Below are 20,325 nucleotides of genomic sequence, written 5' to 3' on the forward strand. Positions count from 1 at the left end.
ATGGGAAGATCACGGCCTTTCCACCGGTTCACCCCGGCCGAGCGGCGGCTGTGGCAGGCCTATCCCACCGGAGCCTGGGTCGACCTGCGCGAGGGCCGCGACGTGGACGCGGGCTCGGGCGGCTCCTGGGGCCGCTCCCGGATCGTCCGGGCCGAGGTGATCACCGCTCTGCTGCTGAGCAGGCGGGACGACGGCTCCGCCTGGGTGCCGGGCGTCCGCCTCGCCGGCGCCCGGATCGTCGGCGACCTCAACCTGTCCGACGCGACGGTCGAGGCGAAGATCCACCTGCTGGACTGCCACATCGCGGGAACCGTCTCGCTGAACGACGCGAAGACCCGGGGCGTACGGCTGCGGCACTGCGACATCTACCGTTTCCGGGCGAGCCGGGCCACCGTCGACGGGCTGCTCGACCTCGACCGGTCGGCCGTCCACGCGGGGGTGCGCCTGGACAACGCCCGGATCACCGGGCAGCTCCGGCTCTCCGGCCTGCGTCTGGGCACGCCCGGCGCCGCGCCGTACCGGGGCGGGCAGCCGGGAACCTCCCCGCCCGAGTCGTCCCGCTGGAACGGACCGGAGGGTTCGGAGGAGCCGCGGGTCTGGGAGTCGGTCGCGCTGTGGGCCGGTGGGCTCGCCGTCGAGGGCGGGGCCTTCCTGCGCGACCTGCGCGCCACGGGCGGGCTGCGGCTGATCGGCGCCCGCTTCGCCAGCGGCCTCTACCTCGAAGGGGCCGCAGTCGCGGCGGACGCCACGCCCGCCGTGCACGCCGACCACCTGCAGGCCGCCGCGGCCGAGCTCGGGGCGGGCTTCACCTCCGACGGCACCGTACGGCTGCGCGGCGCGCGCATCGGCGGGGTCCTGTCCTTCCACGGCGCCGTCGTCCGGGCGCCGGGCCGCGCGCTGCATCTGAGCCACCTGCAGGCCGACGAGCTGATCCTGCTGCCCAAGTCGGTCGAGGGAGAGGTCAACCTCGGCTACTCCCGCTTCGGGGTGCTGTTCGACCGGCCGGAGAGCTATCCCGCCGGGGTCCGGCTGAACGGGCTGACGTACGAGTCGCTGCGTGGCCCGGCCACCCTGGCGGACCGGCTGACCTGGCTGCGGCGCGACCCGGGAGGCTACCGGCCGCAGCCGTACGAGCAGCTGGCCGCCTACTACCGCAGGATCGGGCACGAGTCCGACGCCCGCCGGGTGCTGCTGGCCCGGCAGCGGGCGCGGCGCCGGACACTGCGGTTCCCCGGGCGGCTGTGGGGCCGGCTGCTCGACGGGCTGGTCGGGTACGGATACCGGCCCTGGCTGGCCGGTGTGTGGGCCGTGCTGCTCCTCGCGGCCGGCACGGCCGTGTTCGCGCGCTGGCAACCGCACCAGATCGGGCTGGACGAGTCACGGCACTTCAGCGCCTTCGTCTACACCCTCGACCTGCTGGTCCCGGTGAGCCTGTTCGAGCAGCGCGGCGCCTGGGAGCCGGTCGGCTGGACCCAGTGGCTGGCGTACGGGCTGATCGCGGCGGGATGGATCCTCGCCACCGCGCTGATCGCCGGCGGCACCCGCGTCCTGCGCGGCTCCCACGCCCCCTGACCCCGGCCCGGACGCTCGCCGGCCGAGGTCGTGCCGGGCACTCAGCGCACGGGGGTCTCGACGCGCAGGCGCGGCAGGCTCTCCGGGTGCTTCTCGCGGATGAACGTCACGAGGTGCTCGCGGATGTCGCACCGCAGGTCCCAGGCGCTGGCCGAGTCGGCCGCGCTCATCAGCGCGCGCAGTTCGACCAGCCCGTTCGCGGTGATGTCGGTGACCTGGAGCGTCCAGTCCTTCTGGTCCCACAGCGGGTTGTCGCGCAGCGCCCGGTACAGCTCGGCCCGCACCTCCTCCACCGGCACCGACCAGTCCACCAGGAGGTACACGCTGCCGAGGATGCGGCTCTCGTGCCGCGTCCAGTTCTGGAAGGGATGGCTGGTGAAGTGGGACACCGGCAGAATGAGCCTCCGCTCGTCCCAGAGGCGCAGCGCCACGTAGGTGAGGGTCAGCTCCTCGATACGGCCCCACTCGTCCTCCACCACGACCACGTCGTCGAGCCGCAGGGCGTCGCTGAAGGCGAGCTGCAGCCCGGCCAGCAGGTTGCCGAGCGTGGACTGGGCCGCGATGCCGCCCACCACGCCGGCGATCCCGGCGGAGGCCAGCAGCCCCGCGCCCAGGGCCCGCACCTGCGGGAAGGTGAACAGCATCGCGCCCAGCGCGATCACCACGACGACCGCCGCCGACACCCGGCGCACCAGCGCGATCTGGGTGCGGATGCGCCGGGCCCGGCGGTTGCGCTCGCCCTCGATCCGCGTGAGCCGGTCGAGCACCACGTCGGTCACCGCGTACGCCGCCTGGATCAGCAGCCAGGTCACGCAGGCGATCAGGAGCAGCGACAGCACCCGCTGGAAGCCGTGGGAGCCCGATCCCGGCATGTCCGGGTCGTAGACGGCCTTGACGGTGCCCACCACGGCCGAGGCGAAGCCCGGCCAGGTGCAGCGGCGCGCGAACGGCCCGGCGAGCGCCCATCGGTCGCCGATCAGCCGCGACCTGAGCACCCGCCGGGCCAGCTCCACCGCCACGATCGCCGTCCCCACCGCGATCGCCAATGTCGCCCAGTTCCACGCTGCCGCTGTGACGGCGCCCCCGTTCGTCGTCATGGGGTTTCCTTTGCCCGGGATTGGAACCCCCTTAAACGGGATCAGAAGGCTTCGTCGAAGGCCACCTCTCCCTCGACGGCCACCTGGTAGGCCGAGACCCGCCGTTCGAAGAAGTTCGCCAGCTCCTGCACGTCCTGGAACTCCATGAACGGGAAGGGGTTGGCCGTGCCGTACCGCGCGGGCAGGCCGAGCCGGGCGAGCCGGCGGTCGGCGACGTACTCCAGGTAGCGGCGCATGTTGTCCGCGGTCATCCCGCCGGTGCCGTCGCCGCACAGGTCGCGGGCGAAGGCCAGCTCGGCGGCGACCGCCTCCTCCATCATCCGCACGACCCGGCCGGCCAGCTCGTCGTCGAACAGGTCCGGCTCCTCCCGGCGTACGGTGTCCACCACCTCGAAGGCGAACTCCATGTGCATGGACTCGTCGCGGAACACCCAGTTGGTGCCGGTGGCGAGGCCGCCCAGCAGCCCCCGGGAGCGGAACCAGTAGACGTAGGCGAAGGCGCCGTAGAAGAACAGCCCCTCGATGCAGGCGGCGAAGCAGACGAGGTTGAGCAGGAAGGCCCGCCGGTCCTCCCGCGTCTCCAGCCGCGACAGCTCGCTGATCGAGTCGATCCAGCGGAAGCAGAACTCGGCCTTGTCGCGGATCGAGGGGATGTGCTCCACGGCGGCGAACGCCTTCACCCGCTCGTCGTGGTCGGGCAGGTAGGTGTCCAGCAGGGTCAGGTAGAACTGGACGTGCACGGCCTCCTCGAACAGCTGGCGGCTCAGGTAGAGCCGGGCCTCGGGCGCGTTGACGTGCTGGTAGAGGTTCAGCACGAGGTTGTTGGCCACGATGGAGTCGCCGGTCGCGAAGAACGCCACCAGCCGGTTGATCAGGTGCCGCTCCCCCGGCTCCAGCGTCGCCAGGTCGGCGAGGTCGGAGGCGAGGTCGACCTCCTCGACGGTCCAGGTGTTCCGGATCGCCGCGCGGTACCTCTCGTAGAACCCGGGGTAGCGCATCGGGCGGAGGGTCAGGTCCATGCCCGGGTCGAGCAGCATCGTTCTCATTGGCACGCCTCGCAGATCTCGGGGTTCTCAAGGGAGCAGGCGACCGCCCCTTCATCGGGCACGGCGGGGGTGACGGCCGGCACGGTCGTCTGGGCGATCCTGGTCGCCGGGCGCGAGCGCAGGTAGTAGGTGGTCTTCAGGCCCGACCGCCAGGCGTAGGCGTACATCGACGAGAGCTTGCCGATCGTGGGCGCGGCCATGAAGAGGTTGAGCGACTGCGACTGGTCGACGTACGGCTGCCGCGCGGCCGCGAGGTCGACGAGCGCCTTCTGCGGCAGCTCCCAGGCGGTGCGGTAGAGCGCCTTGAGCTCGCCGGGGATCGCGGGGATGTCCTGGATCGAGCCGTCGTGGAGCTTGATCGCGTCGCGGATCGCCCGCGTCCACAGCCCGAGGGCCTGGAGGTCGCGGACGAGATACCGGTTGACCTGGAGGAACTCCCCCGACAGCGTCTCGCGCTTGAAGACGTTGGACACCTGCGGCTCGACGCACTCGTAGCAGCCCGCGATCGAGGCGATCGTGGCCGTCGGCGCGATCGCGACCAGCAGGGAGTTGCGCAGCCCGGTCTCCGCGATCCTCGCGCGCAGCGCCGCCCACTCCTCCGGATGCGCCGGGGCGCACGGGTAGTGGTCGGGGTGCAGGACGCCGCCCGCCGCCCGCGTCTCCTCGTACGCCGGGTGGCGCCCGCGTTCGGCGGCCAGGCCGGCCGAGGTGCCGTACGCCGCGAGCGCGATCTCCTCGGCGATCCGGGTGGACAGCGCCAGCGCCTCCGGCGAGTCGAACGGCAGGCGCAGCGCGAAGAAGACGTCGGCGAGGCCCATGACGCCGAGGCCCACCGGCCGCCACCGCTGGTTGGCCGCCTCCGCCTCGGGGGTCGGGTAGAAGCCGAGGTCGATCGTGCGGTCGAGGAACCGTACGGCGGTGCGGACCGTGGCGCGCAGCCGGCCGAAGTCGACGGCGTCTCCCTCGGGGGTCAGGTGGGCGGCGAGGTTGACCGAGCCGAGGTTGCACACGGCGGTCTCCCCGTCGCTGGTGACCTCCAGGATCTCGGTGCACAGGTTGGACAGGTGGATGACGTTGCGCGGCAGCGCGGTCTGGTTGGAGGCGCGGTTGGCGGCGTCCTTGAAGGTCATCCAGCCGTTGCCGGTCTGGGCGAGGGTGCGCATCATCCGGGCGTAGAGGGTGCGGGCGGGCACCTGCCGGACGTACCGCCCGGAGGCCTCCAGTTCGCGATACCGGGCGTCGAACGCCTCGCCCCACAGGTCGGTCAGCTCGGGGGTCTCCTTGGGGTCGAACAGCGACCACACGCCGTCCGCCTCGACCCGGCGCATGAACTCGTCGGGCACCCAGTTGGCCAGGTTGAGGTTGTGGGTGCGGCGCGACTCCTCGCCCGTGTTGTCGCGAAGCTCCAGGAACTCCTCGATGTCGGCGTGCCAGGTCTCCAGGTAGACGCAGGCGGCTCCCTTGCGCCTGCCTCCCTGGTTCACCGCCGCCACCGACGCGTCGAGCGTGCGCAGCCAGGGGACGATGCCGTTGGACAGGCCGTTGGTGCCCCGGATCAGCGAACCGCGCGAGCGCACCCGGGTCCAGGCGACGCCGATCCCGCCGGAGTACTTCGACAGCCGCGCCACCTGGCCGTACCGCTCGTAGATGCTCTCCAGTTCGTCGCGCGGCGAGTCGAGCAGGAAGCACGACGACAGCTGCGGGCGGCGCGCCCCGGAGTTGAACAGCGTCGGCGAGCTGGGCAGATAGGCGAGCGCGGACATCAGCCGGTACAGCTCGGCCGCCTCGCCGACGCTCGCCGACAGGCCGCAGGCCACGCGCAGCAGGAAGTGCTGCGGGCGTTCGAGCACCCGCCGCGTGACCGGATGCCGCAGCAGGTAGCGGTCGTAGACCGTACGCAGCCCGAAGTACTCGAACCGGTCGTCGGCCGCCGGGTCGATCAGCGCGTCCAGCGCTTCGGCCTCGTCGGCCACGAACGCGGCGACCGCGTCGCCCAGCAGCCCGGCCGTGTGGGCGGCCGCGACCGACTCGGAGAAGGCGCGCACCCCCTGGCCCGCCGTCTCCTCCTCGATCACCCGGGCGAGCAGCCGCGCCGCCCGCCGGGAGTTGTCCGGGTCCGCGACGACCCCCGCCGCCGCCTCCTCGATGGCCCGCCAGACGTCCGCGGTCTCCTCCGCGCCGCGCGGCCCCGTGGCGGGGCGCGCGGGCGCGGAGACCGGGTCGGTGATCGTCATCGGTCGCCCTCTCCTCCTCGTCTCCTGACCCGGCCGGCCGGAGGGGAGGGGACGCCGCGGCGCACGCGTGCGACGGCACGGCCTGCGGGCGGCGGGCCCTCCCTCGGGGCACGGCGCGGGCACGCGCGGTGACTCCGCGCGCGGTCGCGGGCAGGTCTTCGGGCTCGCGGGCGACCGGCGGGACACACGCCCGCCGGACCTACTGGCCGTCGCTTCCCGGTGCGCTCACGCACCAGTGCTCTGTGACGGCGGTCGTTCCCGCTCACCGCTGCGGGGCAGCCCCGGATTCCCACCGGGTTCCCTCTTGCCTCACCGAGGTGAACCAGCGACGCGATGGATCCTACATCTAGTGGGCGATCTCGCAAGCGACCCTACAAGTTGTGTTGGTCACCGGATTCCGAGATCATCGAGAAGCAGGGCCGTACGACGCGCCTCGCCCGTGAGCCACTGCCGGAACTCCTCGCCGGCGAGCCACATCGGCGTCCAGCCGTTGCGCTCGCACAGGCGGAGCCAGGCGGGCGAGTCCGCGACGGCCCGGCACAGGCCGGTCAGCGCGTCGCGCTCGCGGGCCGCCACCCCGAGGGGGGCGAGCAGGCCGGTCCAGTTCGCGTACGCCACCCGCACCCCCGACTCGGTCAGCGTGGGCGCGTCCAGGCCGGGCAGGCGCTCGGGAGCGGAGACGGCGAGCGGGCGCAGCCGTCCGGCCCTGACGTGGGCGGCGACGTCGCCGCGCCCGCCGAAGGCGAGCGCGGTCGTCCCCTCGGCCACCGCCGCGACGGCCCGTGCGGGGCTGTCGAAGGCCTCGTACGCCGCCAGCCGCGGATCGGCCCCGAGGCCCCGGGCGGTCAGGCCGAGCAGCAGGTGGCCGGGCCCGCGGTCGGGCCCGCCCGCCACCTTCACCCGCTCGGGGGTGCGCAGCAGGGCCGCCGCGACCTGCTCGAACGTGCGGTAACCCGAATCGGGGGAGGTCACCAGCACCTGCCACTCCCCCGCCAGCCTGGCCAGCGGCACGGTCCGGGCGGCGAACGGCCCCGCCTCATCGGGCGCGCGCCCGAGCGCGCAGTCGGCCAGCAGGAGGGGGTCGGCGACCATCAGCCGGTCCGGCCGTCCGACGGCGAAGCGTCCGACGGCCGACGCGCCGCCGCCCCCGGCGTCCCGCGTGACCAGCACTCTGCCGGCCCAGCGGCGGGCCTCGATGAGGGACTTCAGGCTCCGGGCGACGCCGTCCCCCCAGCACTCCGGCGGGCCGGGGACGAGGAGGGAGATCTCCCCGCGGTACGGAGGCGCCGGGGTGCCGCATCCGCCCGCCAGGGCCAGGACCCCCAGTGCGAGAACCGTACGGCGTCGCATGCCGGCACCCTCCCCCCGAAGAGCCCCTTATGCGGACAGACTATGAGCAACCACCCCATCTCAGGACATAACGGACGTTACGGATGTGGCGATCGGCGGGTGGGCGGGCGCGGCGCTCATGTCGTCGGTGCCGATCGGAGGGCGCGGTGACAGATGCGCACCGTCCGGCTCGCGTCCGCGACGCGAGCCGGACGGGACGTGGCGGAGCTACTCGACCGTCACGCTCTTGGCGAGGTTGCGGGGGCGGTCGACGTCGCGGCCGAGGGCGACGGCCGCGTGGTAGGCGAACAGCTGGAGCGGGATCGTGAGCAGGATGGGGTCCAGCTCCACCTCGTTCCTCGGCACCACGATGCAGTCGTCGGCCGCCTCGGAGGTGCGGTGGCCGACCATGAGGATGCGGCCGTGCCTCGCCCGGATCTCGCCGAGCGTGGTGAGGTTCTTGTCCAGCAGTTCGTCGTCCGGCACGACCGCGACGGTCGGCAGCTCGGGGCTGATCAGCGCCAGCGGGCCGTGCTTGAGCTCGCTCGCCGGGTAGGCCTCCGCGTGGACGTAGGAGATCTCCTTGAGCTTCTGGGCGCCCTCGCGGGCCACGGGGTAGCCGCGGACCCGGCCGACGAACATCATGCCCGGCGCGTCGGCGTACTTCTTGGCCAGCTCCCTGATCCGGTCCTCCAGGGTGAGGATCTCCTTGATCTGCTCGGGCAGCCGCCGCAGGCCGTCGCAGATCCTGCGGCCGTCGGCCGGCGACAGGTCGCGTACGCGGCCGAGGTGCAGGGCGAGCAGCGCGAACGCCACGGCGGTGGAGGTGAACGCCTTGGTGGAGGCCACCGAGACCTCGGGCCCGGCGTGCAGGTAGATGCCGCCGTCGGTCTCCCGGGCGATGGCGCTGCCGACCGTGTTGACGATGCCGAGCACCCGGCCGCCCTTGCGCTTGAGCTCCTGCACCGCGGCGAGCGTGTCGTACGTCTCGCCCGACTGGCTGATGGCGACGTACAGCGTGTCGGGCTCGACGACCGGGCTGCGGTAGCGGAACTCCGAGGCCGGCTCGGCGTCGGCGGGGATGCGGGCCAGCTCCTCGATGAGCTGCGCGCCGATCTGCCCGGAGTAGTACGCGGACCCGCAGCCGATGATCTTCACGCGGCGGAAGGACCGGGTCTCGCGGGCGTCCATGTTGAGGCCGCCGAGGTGGGCGATGTGGAACCGGTCGTCGATGCGGCCGCGCAGGGTGCGGGCGACCGTGTCGGGCTGCTCGGAGATCTCCTTGAGCAGGTAGTGCTCGTAGCCGCCGTTGTCGTAGTGGCCGGCGTCCCAGTCGACCGTGAACGGCTCCTTGGCGGTCTCCCGGGCGTCGCTCGTGAACGTGTTGAACCCGTCGGCCTTGATGACCGCGAGCTCGCCGTCCTCCAGGTGGACGACCTGCCGGGTGTAGCGGATGAGCGCGGCGACGTCGGAGGCGGCGAACATCTCCTTCTCGCCGAGGCCGAGGACGATCGGGCTGCCGTTGCGGGCGACCACGATCTCGCCGGGGCGCTGCGCGTCGACGACGGCGATGCCGTACGTCCCGACGACGCTCTTCAGCGCCCGCAGCACGGCCTCCCGCAGCGAGTCGGTCTCCTTGACCATCCGCCCGACGAGGTGGGAGAGCACCTCGCTGTCGGTCTCGCTCTCGAACTTCACGCCCTCGCCCTCCAGGCGGCGGCGCAGCTCGTCGGCGTTCTCGATGATGCCGTTGTGCACGACGGCGATCCGCTGCTCCTGGTCGAGGTGCGGGTGCGCGTTCACGTCACTGGGCGCGCCGTGCGTGGCCCACCGGGTGTGCCCGATCCCGATCGTGCCCTTGAACTTCGCGGGCACCGCCGCCGCCAGGTCGGCGACCCGGCCCTTGACCTTGCGCGTCTTGAGACTCCTGGAGTTCACGACGGCGAGGCCCGCCGAGTCGTAGCCCCGGTACTCCAGCCGCTGGAGACCTTCGAGCAGGATGGGCGCCGCATCCTTCGGCCCGACGTAAGCGACGATTCCGCACATAACCGCTCCTATCCGTAAACGATCCTCCGGAGCTGGCGCAGGGTCAGCTCCGGTGCCGCGACACGCCTTCCCGCGAGCTCGGCGGAGATCCTGGGGAAGATCTGGTCGTTGGTCAGCCCCCTCGACTTGAGTTCGCCGTGGCGGCGCCGCACGTACTCTTCCGCGGGCTCGCCGAAGTACGCCAGGACGTCGGCCACCACGCGGGCCGCCTCACCCGGACCCAGCGAGGTGGTCCGGGTGAGATGGCCGATCAGATCCTCGAAGGGATGCCGTGCCGTGGACACAGAGCAGGACCCTAACGCAGCGCGGATGCCGACTAACAAGTTTCTTGCCCGTTTTCGGGCAGGATCAGACCGAGAACCTCTTGGAGGAGCACGTACGCAGAGCCTTCGGTGTGTCCATGCCGGTGGCCGGTCCGGGCCGGTCTGGCCGGTCTGGGACGGAACTCCCGGTGTTGCCGGCCACCCGGACGCTCAGGGGCAGGGCTCCTTCCTGGGGCAGGGCCATATGTCAGTGATCCAGACTCCCAGCACGTTCTCGTCGCGGCTCATCTCGCGCACCCGCCTCGGCGACGATTCGGTGACGACTCCATAGATCAGTCCGTCCGAGGCCGCCTTTCTCAGCTCTCCTAGTTCCAGTCCGAATTTCCGCAGATTCAATTCGTCGGCGCCGGCGAGCCGCGCGACCCAACTTCTGAACTGGTCCACGGACGACCACTCCACGCAACGAGAGCCTGGCGCGCACCCCTCGTCGCCATCCCAGTAGAGCGACGAGCCAGCTTTGCGGGACCTCGACAGGAGCACACGCTCCGGAGGGCCGTTCTCCACGCCCAGGGTCTTCTCCGTCACCGGCTTCTTGAACTCGATTATCGCTTCCACGGTCAGGCCCGGCGGGAGTCTTTTCAGCACCCAGGCGCTGCCGTCCCCCTTCGCCCCCGTGCCGAAGCCGGCTCCCGTTCCCAGCCCGAGGAGCGCACGGGAAATCGGATCCGGCGACGGCTCAGGCACCTGGACCACTTTCCCTGCCGCGTCCAAGGTGACGGCGTAAGAGCTGGGGGAGATACGTGCCGGTCCCCGGAAGCCCGACCATAACTCACCCGTCGGCCCTATCCGGTAGCCACTCCCCTGCGGCTCCCTGTACCAGTTGGACAGATCCAGCCGTCGTCCCGGGTTCGTCATCACAGCGGCGGCTTTCACGATCAGCTCCCCATGATTGGGAAACGGTGCCGACGGACGCGGAGCGCTCGATGCCTCCGAACCGCCACAGGCGCAGGTGACCAGCAGGGCGACAATGAGTGCACCAAGCAGACGGCCTCGCATACGGAATACTCCTCGGGGTTTCCGGACCAGGTCCAACTCATCTCGGTGTCCTCCGAGGGCACTGGTCTCGGCTTGCCTTGCTTCTCGCCTCCGCGATCGCCTCCCGTCAAGGGGCATCCGGATCCTTTGCTTTCGCATCCTTTGCTTTCGCGCTGTGCGAGCACCGCGAGCATCTGTCCCGCCCCGGCGATCAGCGACGATGTGGCAACGGCACGACTACCTGGTTTTTGTCGCGGACAGGTGCCATCTCTGCGATCTGGGCCACTTTCACCAGCGGCCCTGTCAAGCTGGGCCGGATAACCTCAGGCTGCCCGTAAGCGATCCACCCGTATACGAGCCCAGCCGAGGCGGCGGATCGCAGCCGCGGCAGATCGAGACCCATCGTCTTGAGCATGACGCCATCGTCGTCCCTGAGCGCGGCCACCCAACTGCGGAATTGAGAGAGCTGGTCGTTGTCGTCGCATCGAGGCCGATCGCGCTCCTCACAGGTCACGCCGCTGGGCCAGTACAGGGGCCTCACCGTCCAGGCGTCGGGGCCCGTCCGCGTCAGAGGCGTCATGGGCGACAGGACGAGATCCAGCGACATCAGGTCGGTCGTCTTCTTGATCTCCTCCATGGGCACAGGGCGCTTCAATTCGACGACCGCCGTCACGAGGACGTTGCTCGGCAGCCTGTCGAGAAGCAGCAGGGCGTTATGCGACACCTCATGCGCGGCGCCGAAAAGGAGCGGCGTCATGTCCGTGTAGGGCAGACGCGGAGAGCGAACCTCACCCGAGTCCTGCCGCACGACCTCGAACACCCGCCGCGCCGCTTCATCGGGGACGGATCGCGGCCGCACCAGCACTGTGACGGTGATCTCGCCGTCGTCGATGACGGGGCCCCCAGGCCAGGGCTGCACCACATACTCGGGGTTCGCGATCATCATGCCCGTGGTCAATACCTTTTCCACGTGCGCACACCTCGACGACGAGCAGGGCACCGCTTGGTGCGCGGCAGGCCGCGGGGTCGTCTCCGCTTGAGTATCACAGCTCGCAATCACGAACATAGCAGCCGTCATAATCACGATGCGCCATAACAATTCCGTCAGGCTCCTCACTGTTGAAGCTCGGGCAGGGCGGCCGGAAGGAATCCGTCCCTCCGGCCGCCCTCTCCAGGGCCGCTACCGCTCTCAGTAACGGTTGCCGTTCCGCTGCAGGAATCCGGTGTCCGCCTTACGACCGTGCAGCACCTTCATCTTCTTGCATCCGTTGAGCTTCTTCGGGTTCACGGGATGACACTGCCGATCCTGAGACGGCGACACCCAGTAGTTCATGCGAAATTCAGGGAAAGCACTATGTCCGTAGGCCTTGATGTCACAGGTGTTTCCTCCCGATCCCCAGCATCGTGCGACGACTGATCCGCTGGCGAACGAGAGTTCGTGGATGCCGGCCGCCACCAGCCCCTCAGCCTCATAGGGCTGACAGAACTCGTTGCCGCTCTGAGTAATCTGACCGGCGACCGCGGCCCCTCCTCCAAAGCTGCCTCCACCCTTCTCTACCGAGACCTCGCCCCCGACTGTGAAGCTTGTGGTGTTCGCCGCAAAACAGGCGCTGCTGGAGAGGTCGAGCCGAGAGTGGTCGTAGATGTACTTGTTCTTCTGCTGCTGGGTTTTGTCGATCACCCATTTACCCTTGCTGTTCTTCTTCTTGGGACTCCAGAAGGAGGAATTCGTGTACATCTTTGTTATGGCGCTGAATCTGTAGATAGGCCACGTCGTACTGTCCACGCACAGTTCCGGCTTGAGCCAGCGAGAACGTACGGCGGTCTGAATCGCGGCTCCCTTGACGGGTCTGAGGATCGGCGCGGACCCCCGGCGCACAATGTCGAAGTAACCACCGCACCCGGAGGGGGAGTCGGGAGAGGCCGCAGCGGAGTTCGGTGAGGCGAGTTTGTCTGCCGTGACCGAAGGGCCGGACTTCTTCTGAAGGGACCTGCCGGAGTCGCCCTGGCGGATCGGACTCTCCTGGGCGGTCTCGGCAGCCTCCAACTCGGCCAGGACGTCCCCTGCGACCAGGTCGCTGGAGTCCTCTTGGAGATCGACCGACCCCATCTCGTAGGAGAGTCGATCGTCCCGCTGGAAGGCGAAAGTCTCCCTTTCGCTCGTCTGGCGGACCGTGACCTGTTCCTGCCCCTGATCGTCTTTACTGACGATCTTCCAACTTCGGTCTACACGCGCATCCACCAGCACGGTCGTGTCGTCCGTCGCCTGTACCACGGCGCTGGCCAAGGAGATGGTGGAGTCGGTGCGACGCATGCCGGCCGCGTCCATGCTCTGCTTCTCGCTCACGAGTTGTGTGTTGAGTAACGCCAGTCTGGCGGCCAGCGGAGCGGATGGAGAGGCTTGCGGCAATGCCCAGACTTCCGGCACACGACCTTCGAGGACCGCGTCCTGAGCCTCGTAAAAGCTCTTAATCGTCTCTGCATAGTCGATGGAGCCGGCTCTGCTGGCGCGAGGGGTCAACGAGGTCGACACCCACTCTCCTGTCCCGACAGTCGTCCGCGCATGTACCCGGATCGTGTAGGTGACCCCGTTCACGAGATCGTCGACAAGCGCCGTCGGGTCGCCCGTATCGGTGGTCGTAAGGACCTCACCGCTCTGGTCGAGGACTTCGACATCGTAGCCTTCCAGCATCGCCATAGAACCATTCGTCTCTGGCACACCCCAGCTGACGGTACCGCCGCCATCGCCTGGCGTGGCCTTCAGATTGACAATGGGTCCAGGCGGTCCGGGCGGGATGTACGCGACAGAGACGGTGGGCGACACCGGCGCGGCGGCGTCTCCGAAGACAACGGGGATGGCGGAGTCACTATCAATGGCAAACCAGGAGAGCTCCTGGCCCGTCACCGTGAATGTCGCCGCCTGCACGGGCGCTGCCTGCGCCTCGCCGCCCGGCAGCGTACTCACCTGGGAACCCTTGGTGTCAGTCGTGACCTCAGTATCCAAGGGGCGTACCGACAGGTTCAGGTTCGCCGGGCAGGGGGCTCCTGCGCATACCGGCGATCCTAAATCGAGCACAGTATTCGTGAAGACAGAGCTTCCTGGTATGTCCGCGACGTTGATCCCCAGAACAGTGACCGTCTTATCGTCACCCGATCCACCTACTTTGATCGTGCCGCTCTCCGTGAGGGAGCAGGGGCCCCCTCCGCAGGCCGTCGCGCTGGCCGGGCCTGTCATGATGGCGAAGGCGTCGCTTCGGAGAGTTACCCGCTGTACAGCATCCGCGGCGTCCTCGGTTGCTTCATCCGTACCTTCGACGGTGAAACCCTCCGCCTCCGTCCTGGACGAGCAGATCGCCTGTACGCACGCCTGCATCTTCCATGTATAAAAAGCGCCAGGCTGTAGGAGGTTTTCCGGTACGGCCAATTCGGCCCGCTCTCCACCTGCCACCTGGACCACGCCGAGGGGCACCGCCCCTACCGGCAGTCCTGCGTTGCTGTAGAGAAAGAATTTGGCTGTCACGGACCCGCCGGAAGGCCTGGCGGCCATACCCGACAGAATTGGCTTCTGCGGATCCTCAAGACTTACCGAGAGGCTGCTAGGAGCAAACGGAGCGTCCGTGGTGATGCGGTAGTAGGGCGTCTCGTTGCAGATACGGACCGGGATGCCGCTCAGGCAGGCCTTGATCTTGAATTTGAAGCTGTCGGGGCTGCCCAGCTGGAACTCGTTGCTCACCACCTGACCCGAAGGCGACCCCGTGACAGGCGGGAAGAGTTGCGCGGAGGTCCTTGCCGCGGCCTCGTTGGACGCCGGGCCCATTTGGCCGGCGCTGTCAACCGCCACGATCCGGTAGTAGTACTGGCCCTGGACCATGCCGCTGTCGCTGTAGGTCAGGCCGTTCACCGTGGCGACGCGGGTGGCCGCCGACGGGGTGAAGCCGGCGGTCGTCGAGCGGTGCACCTGGTAGGTGACCGTGCCTCGGTCGTCGGTGGCCGCGGCCCAGGACAGGTCGACGGTGTCGGGACCGGCGACCGCGTTAAGCGTCCCCGGAGCGGTCGGCGGATTGTCCACCGTCGCCGTGTTGCCGACGGCGGTGTTCATGTCGGACTGGACCTGCCCTTGGGTGAGAGCGACGTTGTAGACCCTGACCTCGTCGATCAACCCGCTGAAGTACTCACCGTAGATGCTGTTGCCTCCGATGCGCAGAGGCGCGGTGCTGGACGCGAGGTTGCCGCTGACAGTGCTCTGGGCGACCACGGTGCCGTTGACGTAGGTCTTGATGACCGTACCGTCGTAGGTGCTGGCGATATGGCTCCAGGTATTCGTCGGCAGCGCGGTCGGGCCGGTGACGCTGGCGATGCTTCCGCCGATCTGCAGGTAACTCGTGGGTCCCGACATCCCCATTCCGGGGAAGAAGCCACCGTTGATGCTGGAGTAAAGGGCGTAGGACGCATCGCTCGACGCCTCCTTCATGATGACCGTGCGGTATCCGCTGACGCTGGAGGGCTTGACCCACGCCTCGATGGTCATCTTGTTCGTGAGCTGCAGTGAGGCGGAGTTGTTCACATTCACCCTGCTGGAGGTGCCGTTGAACGACAATGCCTGGCCGAACTTGCCGACCGCCCAGGCCGTGCCGCTCGCCGTACCCGCGTTGCCGGTGCCGGACTGGTCCGCCACCGCCGTTCCCGTGCCCTCGTTCATCCCGTACGCGGCGACCAGCCCGGGAACGGCGGTGCCCGCCGGGGACGGAGACGGAGTCGGCGACGGACTGGGGCTCGGCGACGGTGTTGTGGTGGGAACCGGGATGGGCGTAGTCGGGTCGGAGATCGAGACCAGGTAGTCCAGCTTCTTGCCGTCTATGGAGGTCGAGGAGTAGTTGACCTTCACGTCGCTGGTGCGGGAGATGGCGTCGGTACCGGCGATCGAGTCGATCGACTCCCCCGTCACTGTGGGAATCTCCGGTGGCAGCAGGTAGTTGACGCTCAGCTTCGGCGGCGACTGGCCGGACTCGACGGAGTAGAACGACCAGTACTGGGCCGAGATCGGGTTCGACTCGTCGGGCCAGCTGGACCGGGTGTCCTCCGTCGACTTGAGTTCCACGCCGTAGAACCCGCCTCCGGCCGACCAGTTCCTGGCCATCTGGGTGACGTTGAGACTGGTGACCGTGTCGGAGCCGCAGCTGGGGGTGATCGTGACCGCCCCCGTGCTCGTGGTGGACGGTCGCAGGTTCCACGACAGCGCGTCCGCGTCCCAGGAGGAAGTGACCGGGGATGCGGTGAGCGTACGGCCCACGCATGAGCCGGCGTAGGAGCCGAGCAACTGCAGCGTCGCCGACTCCACGTACTTGCCGGCGAAGCCGCCGGCATCGTCGCCGAAGCCCACATAGCCCCGAAGGAAGTTCGGGTAGATCTTGTTGGTGTAGGAGCACACGCTGCCCGAGCAGCGGCGCTCGGACTGGTAGTACGTGCCGGTGCCGACGTTCAGGACCGAGTCGGTCGCGTCTGCGGCACCCGTCCTGGACTGTATCCAGGCGTCCATCGTCGCGGTCAGTGAGACGGTCGGATCGACGGTGACGGGGTACGTCGTGTCCTTGTCCGCCAGGAACTTGGGATCCGGTTTGATGACGAGCGTCTGGTCACCGGCCTTGCCGACCACTCGCGTGTCGATCTGGCCGCGCATGTTCGGCGCGGACTTCGCGTCTGTGCTCGGCGCCTCCATCATGAACGGCTCGGCCGCAGAGGCCACGACCTTGCCCTTGGCGTCGGTCAGTTTCAGCCCGCCCGCCTTGGTCTCGCTCAGCTTCAGGCCCTCCGACCGCACCGGGAGACGGAACTCCACAGGGCCGGTGGGTCGCTCGCGAAGCACCACATCGTGCCGGAAGCCGGTGGCCAGCGCGGTGACGACCAGATCCGCCTTGAGATCAGATGTGGAGATGTCGTAGATCGCCTTGTTGCCCTCGATCCGCGGCTTGGGCAGTCTCGCAGGCCAGTCCACTGCGAACGACTGGCCCTTCTCGGCACGTTCCAGAGTTGCGAGGTGGGTGTCACCGCCATTGCCAATCCGCACGCCCACCTTCGCGACCTTGGGATAGAGCGCGCCGTCGCGCTCCTCAAGCGTTGTGTCGACCCAGCGGAACGTGCCATCCGGCTGCTTGACGCGAGCGGGTCCCGCCCAGGTCTCCGTCGTGAGATGAGAATCGGGATAGGCCCAGGTCCAGCTCGTCTCGGTGTCCTTCGACGGCACCGGTACCGGCTTGCCTTGTTTTTTCGCCTCCGCGATCGCCTCCCGTAAAGGGGCGTCCGCATCCCTTGGTTTCGGAAATTGCGTCAGCGGTGGCGGCACCGGTTGCGGAACCGCGCCGGACGCTTAGGAGGCATCCTCTGCCGTCGCCGGCAAGCCCGTCGCGAGTACCGCCAGGACCAGAGCCGCCACCAGGGTTTTCCTCCTCCCCGACGACCGCATGGAAACTCCCCGTAAAACAGGGAGAACACTCCGCGACTTTCTCACCGATTCCCCTTCGTGGAGATGTGGGTTGCCACGCGCTTTTGTATCAGCCATGCGGACATATGCACAACATTCCACAAGCGGGGAACTTGGTCAGAAAAAAATAGATTTTCTCTGCATGTCACCAGAATACATATAGGAAATTTCCATTTCCCGCAAAAATCAACAGAGATCACCTGCGATCACACAGCGGGCGCTTCGCTCACGACAGGACACGCACCGGGGGGGCTCCGGCCCCTGTGGGGGAGCACCACCAACAGCAGGGCCGGACGCGGCCGGGAGGTTCTATCCAGCCGACACGGTTCGTACAAGGACGAACCCGGTGTTCAAGGCGCAATCGATGACGACATGCGGCGCCCGAGGCTCTGCGGTCGCGCTCGACGGTCCTGGGCGACGAATCGGCACCGAGGGCGTTCTGTCCACGTCTCGCAGGAGCACCCTCACAGGGCCGGGGCCGGTCCGATATCGACGACAGGCCCGGCGCCAGCGGCCTGTACGGACTCGGCGAGTGCGGCGAGCGCCACCAGCTCTGGTGGCAGACAATCGAACTCGTTGCGAGCGCGGCGGCGCGCAACAGCTTCAGGAACGCGCGCATCCACGCGGGGTGGTCCGGCCAGGCCCGCCCGGTCACGAGGTTCTGGTCGACGTGCACCTCGCTGTCCACCCACGTGCTGCCGCCGATCTCGACGTCCAGGGCACAGGCGGGATACGCGCTTCTCTCCCGGCCCTTCAGCACCACCGCCCCCAGCACCAGCGGGCCGTGGCATAGCGCCGCAATCGGGCCTGCCCGCCCCGGCAGAAGCGGACCACGCCTACGCGGCCGGCGTGGCCTTCGCCGAAGTGAACCGCGAGGAGTAAAGGGGCCTCATTCTCCAACCGTCCAAACCCGGCCGCGCCATGGGTGTCATAGGCGACCGCCGTTGAACTTTTTCGGGTTCACAGGATGACAGCCCCGATAGCGGATCCGTCCCCGAAAGTAGGTGTCGTGATCAGCCCGCCGGGACGGCGGCCCTCAGCACCTTCATGAACGCGCGCATCCAGGCGGGGTGGTCGGGCCAGGCCCGCCCGGTCACCAGGTTCCGGTCGACGTGCGCCTCGCTGTCGACCCAGGTGCCGCCGCCGTTCTCGACGTCCGTGGCGCAGGCGGGGTACGCGCTGCTCTCCCGGCCCTTGAGCACCCCGGCCGCGGCCAGGATCAGCGGACCGTGACAGAGCGCGGCGATAGGCTTGCCCGCGTCGGCGAAGTGCCGCACGATCTCCTGGACGTCGCGGTCGCCGCGGAGGTACTCGGGCGCGCGCCCGCCGGGGATCACCAGCGCGTCGTACTCCGCCGGGTCCACGTCGGCGAAGGCCATGTCGGCCGCCCAGGTGTGGCCCGGCTTCTCGGTGTAGGTGTCGTAGCCCTCGACGAAGTCGTGCACGACGAACTGGAGCCGCTTCGCCGACGGCGCCGCGATGCGCGTCTCGTAGCCCTCCTCCAGAAGCCGCTGGTACGGATACATCACCTCCAGGTCCTCGGCCGCGTCGCCCGTGATGATGAGCACTTTCGCCATGGCGGGTAACTCCCTTCGCGTACGGTTGCGCCTCATCCTGCGCACGTCCTCTCCGGCGGGTCAACGGCTCACCGCGACGCCGAGCCCCCCGGTCGCTCTCGGATCGCTCTCCGGATGGGAACAGTTGGCACCGGCACCCCCGGGGATCCGCTAGAGTTGAGCACGCGTCGCCGGGGAAACCCGAGCGATGGCTGCGGAAGTGGCTCAGTGGTAGAGCATCACCTTGCCAAGGTGAGGGTCGCGGGTTCGAATCCCGTCTTCCGCTCGGAGCCCGGACGACATCCGGGCACGGGCGATTAGCTCAGCGGGAGAGCGCTTCCCTGACACGGAAGAGGTCACTGGTTCAATCCCAGTATCGCCCACCACCCATATCCTGGCACCCCTGCGGCGGTACCGCCGAGGCCTGGCAGGCCGTCCTTCCGCCTCATCGGCAATCGAATCCCAGGTGGCGACGTCTCCGGTGCGGCTACTTCCCGCACCGGCATCACCCAGGACATTCGCGCAGCGACGTCCTCGACGGTGACGCCCGCGCGCGTCCGCACACGCACATGGCGGCGCCAGGCCGTCGACACGGACAGCGGGACGGACATCGGTGGTGCCGACGCCTGCCGCGGCAGGCGTCGGCACCGATATATATGAAACGACCGCGGTGCCGGACGCGCTTTCCCCGGCGTTCCGCACCGCCGGTGCGGCCCCCGCCATGAGCACCGGCGTCGTCTGTGGGCACGCCCATCCGTACCGGCCTGTGCGACGCGCCTCGTCGTAATCATTTTCTACCAATTATCACCATCTGAGCGCAATCTATTTTCTGCAACGATCCCGAGACATGGTCTTGATAATCCCTACATGACGACATTTGTCGGCGAATCAGCCCTGCCTGAGCCCTGTCGTGAATTGCGACAATGGCGACAGACGAGAACGAGACCGCGCCCTCCGGACGATTCTTCTCCGCGTTTGTATGAATCCGCGTGATATGCGGGCTCACCAGGACGCGACGACGAGGGCCTGCGGCGCGGCCCGGCGCATCCGGGTCCGCAGCCAGAGCAATTGAACGGCCGTCTCGGGGGTGCAGCGACCGGCCAGGTCGAGGAGATCGTCGTCCTTGAGCCCGCGGGCGACCAGTGCGACCACGCTCCAGGAAAGCTCGCATTCGGTCGCGAGAAGGTACAACCGGTGCAGCTCGCGCAGCAGGACCAGACCGCCGCCGTCCCCGCCGTTACCGCCTTTTCCTCCGGCCGCGCGTGCGGGCGTCAGCCGCAGGCGTACCGCCGTCACGAGACCCACCCCCTCGGGGCCCGCCCGCTGGAGCTCCGTCCTCGTCGCGTCCAGAATCGCCGGATCCGGCGCCCACGGCTCCATCCGATGCTCCATCTGCTGAGGGCCCTGGTATCGCCGCTGGAACGGCTCGAGCCGCTCGGCGTGCGCCCGGCACTGCGCGGCCAGGCGCTCGCACACGCCGCACAGGTCGGGCTCCCGGGGATGGCCGCGCCACAGCGCGTGGAACCCGCCGGACAGCTCGTGCTCCGTCCGTAGCAGGAGCTCCAGATAGTCCGCCAGGTGGACGGTCACCGATCGGCCCACCCGGAGACGGCCTTCCCGCCGGCCGTACGCGCGGTGTCAGTGCCCATGGCCCCCACCCTTCTCCGGT

13 protein-coding genes, 2 tRNA genes and 1 riboswitch are annotated in these 20,325 nt (G+C 68.8%); of the genes, 3 read left to right on the top strand and 12 right to left on the bottom strand.

Annotated features, from left to right (window positions below; genetic code table 11):
- On the top strand, window positions 1-1,572 hold the full coding sequence (locus HHX37_RS06230; RefSeq protein WP_182884794.1) for a hypothetical protein: 1,572 nt from the start codon (window positions 1-3) through the stop codon (window positions 1,570-1,572).
- Between the two features lie 41 nt (window positions 1,573-1,613).
- Here HHX37_RS06230 and HHX37_RS06235 read toward each other — a convergent pair whose 3' ends face one another.
- The 11 genes from HHX37_RS06235 to HHX37_RS06285 all read right to left on the bottom strand — a co-directional run bounded on the left by HHX37_RS06235 (window position 1,614) and on the right by HHX37_RS06285 (window position 18,677).
- The gene (locus HHX37_RS06235) at window positions 1,614-2,669 is read right to left on the bottom strand and encodes a mechanosensitive ion channel family protein (RefSeq protein WP_182884795.1); all 1,056 of its coding nucleotides are present in this window, start codon (window positions 2,667-2,669) and stop codon (window positions 1,614-1,616) included.
- Between the two features lie 41 nt (window positions 2,670-2,710).
- Entirely contained in the window at window positions 2,711-3,715 is a 1,005-nt protein-coding gene (locus tag HHX37_RS06240) for a ribonucleotide-diphosphate reductase subunit beta (protein ID WP_244301766.1), read from the bottom strand.
- Window positions 3,712-5,949: a ribonucleoside-diphosphate reductase subunit alpha gene (locus tag HHX37_RS06245; RefSeq protein ID WP_182884796.1), complete on the bottom strand. Its 2,238-nt coding sequence runs from the start codon at window positions 5,947-5,949 to the stop codon at window positions 3,712-3,714. The genes HHX37_RS06240 and HHX37_RS06245 overlap by 4 nt, the downstream gene beginning before the upstream one ends.
- Before the next feature lie 131 nt (window positions 5,950-6,080).
- A riboswitch (cobalamin riboswitch) is annotated at window positions 6,081-6,291 on the bottom strand.
- 45 nt (window positions 6,292-6,336) lie between these two features.
- Window positions 6,337-7,299, bottom strand: coding sequence for a Bug family tripartite tricarboxylate transporter substrate binding protein (locus tag HHX37_RS06250; protein WP_182884797.1), 963 nt, complete (start codon window positions 7,297-7,299; stop codon window positions 6,337-6,339).
- Window positions 7,300-7,506: 207 nt separating this feature from the next.
- Entirely contained in the window at window positions 7,507-9,324 is a 1,818-nt protein-coding gene (gene glmS, locus HHX37_RS06255; protein ID WP_182880211.1) for a glutamine--fructose-6-phosphate transaminase (isomerizing), read from the bottom strand.
- 8 nt (window positions 9,325-9,332) lie between these two features.
- Window positions 9,333-9,608 carry a hypothetical protein gene (locus HHX37_RS06260; RefSeq protein WP_030505148.1) on the bottom strand — a complete coding sequence of 92 codons (276 nt, stop codon included), beginning with the start codon at window positions 9,606-9,608 and terminating at the stop codon, window positions 9,333-9,335.
- 189 nt (window positions 9,609-9,797) lie between these two features.
- On the bottom strand, window positions 9,798-10,520 hold the full coding sequence (locus tag HHX37_RS06265) for a hypothetical protein (RefSeq protein WP_182876269.1): 723 nt from the start codon (window positions 10,518-10,520) through the stop codon (window positions 9,798-9,800).
- 313 nt (window positions 10,521-10,833) lie between these two features.
- Window positions 10,834-11,592 carry a hypothetical protein gene (locus HHX37_RS06270; protein ID WP_111700691.1) on the bottom strand — a complete coding sequence of 253 codons (759 nt, stop codon included), beginning with the start codon at window positions 11,590-11,592 and terminating at the stop codon, window positions 10,834-10,836.
- Window positions 11,593-11,811: 219 nt separating this feature from the next.
- Window positions 11,812-16,962, bottom strand: coding sequence for a LamG-like jellyroll fold domain-containing protein (locus HHX37_RS06275; RefSeq protein ID WP_182884798.1), 5,151 nt, complete (start codon window positions 16,960-16,962; stop codon window positions 11,812-11,814).
- A 364-nt stretch (window positions 16,963-17,326) separates the two neighbouring features.
- Complete coding sequence (locus HHX37_RS38120; protein WP_182885047.1) at window positions 17,327-17,923, bottom strand: DJ-1/PfpI family protein; 597 nt, start codon at window positions 17,921-17,923, stop codon at window positions 17,327-17,329.
- Between the two features lie 190 nt (window positions 17,924-18,113).
- Window positions 18,114-18,677, bottom strand: coding sequence for a DJ-1/PfpI family protein (locus tag HHX37_RS06285; protein ID WP_182884799.1), 564 nt, complete (start codon window positions 18,675-18,677; stop codon window positions 18,114-18,116).
- A 193-nt stretch (window positions 18,678-18,870) separates the two neighbouring features.
- Between HHX37_RS06285 and HHX37_RS06290 the strand changes: the two genes are divergently transcribed.
- Window positions 18,871-18,942 (top strand) — tRNA-Gly (locus HHX37_RS06290).
- A 25-nt stretch (window positions 18,943-18,967) separates the two neighbouring features.
- A tRNA-Val gene (locus HHX37_RS06295) sits at window positions 18,968-19,042 on the top strand.
- Window positions 19,043-19,658: 616 nt separating this feature from the next.
- Here HHX37_RS06295 and HHX37_RS06300 read toward each other — a convergent pair.
- On the bottom strand, window positions 19,659-20,246 hold the full coding sequence (locus HHX37_RS06300; RefSeq protein ID WP_182884800.1) for a hypothetical protein: 588 nt from the start codon (window positions 20,244-20,246) through the stop codon (window positions 19,659-19,661).
- Window positions 20,247-20,325 lie beyond the last annotated feature (79 nt).

This window comes from Microbispora sp. H10885 (assembly GCF_014161415.1).
GTDB classification, from domain to species: Bacteria; Actinomycetota; Actinomycetes; order Streptosporangiales; family Streptosporangiaceae; genus Microbispora; species Microbispora triticiradicis.